We start from the raw sequence: 1103 nt of genomic DNA, 5'->3' as shown, positions 1-1103 counted from the left end.
TCCTCCGCATCCGGCAGGTCCGCAGGCGGTGCGATGGGTCCGGTATCGGCGGAGACGCTGACCGGGGCGATGGCCTCTTGCAGATCGTCAATCGTGTGGATAATCCCGTAGGCCGGGCCTGCGTCGTGTTCGATGTCCGACATCTTCACCAGATCGCCGTAGACCGTCAGCGTGCCCAGCCGGTCGTCGGCATGGGCGCCACCGCCGTTGCCCTGTTCGGAGTACAGCTCCACAATCGAGTGATCCATCACCCCGTCGCCATCCACGTCGCCATAAAGGATCGAGGCGATCTGCGTCGTGTGGCCCTCGATCACGATCCGGTCGCCCTCGTCGCGGTCAAAATCGGTGATCACATCGTTGCCGATCACATCCACCCAATGGTCGTGCAGCTTGTCGTTCTCGCCCGCAACACCGTGCCAGTTGATGCTGCCATCGTCGCGGGTGTGCTTTTCAATGTAGCGTTCCTTGGCGTTGATCAGCGTCTGGATGTAGAACACATCCGCGCCCGCGCCCCCCGTCATCACGTCATCCGCCGGGATCGGCTGATCGGGGTAGAGCTTGCCGTTGGTCAGCTCGTTATACGGATCGCCCTCGTCGCGGTTGGGATCGTAAAAGATCGCCCCCTCACGCCCGTCCGCACGGGAGATCAGCAGATCATCCCCGTCGCCGCCATTCAGCACATCTTCGCCGTGGCCGCCATCCAGCACGTCATTGCCCGCGCCGCCATCCAGCGTGTCATTGCCATAACCGCCTTGCAGGAAGTCGTCGCCCCCCGCGCCGTTGATCGCGTCATCGCCCCCGTGGCCGTTGATCGCGTCGGCCGCTGCGGTGCCGTTCAGCGTGTTGTCCCCGTGGGTGCCCATCTGCATCTGCGGCATGGTGCCCAGATGCCCGTGGTGCGTGGCCCCGTAGGACATCAGCAACTCCTTGAGCGTGTCCGACCCGTGGTGCATGTCGCCCAGCACCGGCATCAGATCCTCCATCCGCGCGGCCATCACCGCCGCGTCATCCAGACTGGGATCAATTGCCGCTGCCAGCGCCTGCATCTGGCCTTCGCCCAGCTGCTGGTCAAAGACCATGACGTTGCCGATCTCACCCTCAAA

1 protein-coding gene is annotated in these 1103 nt (G+C 63.8%); it reads right to left on the bottom strand.

Translation table 11 applies throughout. From position 1 onward, the window contains the following. The coding region (locus Q1A91_RS23635; RefSeq protein WP_299883378.1) for a calcium-binding protein at positions 1-1103 on the bottom strand (1103 nt) is incomplete at both ends.

The sequence above is a fragment of the uncultured Sulfitobacter sp. genome, from assembly GCF_947500075.1.
In the GTDB taxonomy this organism is placed as follows: Bacteria; Pseudomonadota; Alphaproteobacteria; order Rhodobacterales; family Rhodobacteraceae; genus Sulfitobacter.
Note: the sequence above shows the minus strand (reverse complement) of the source record. Positions and strands in the feature narration are given on the sequence as shown.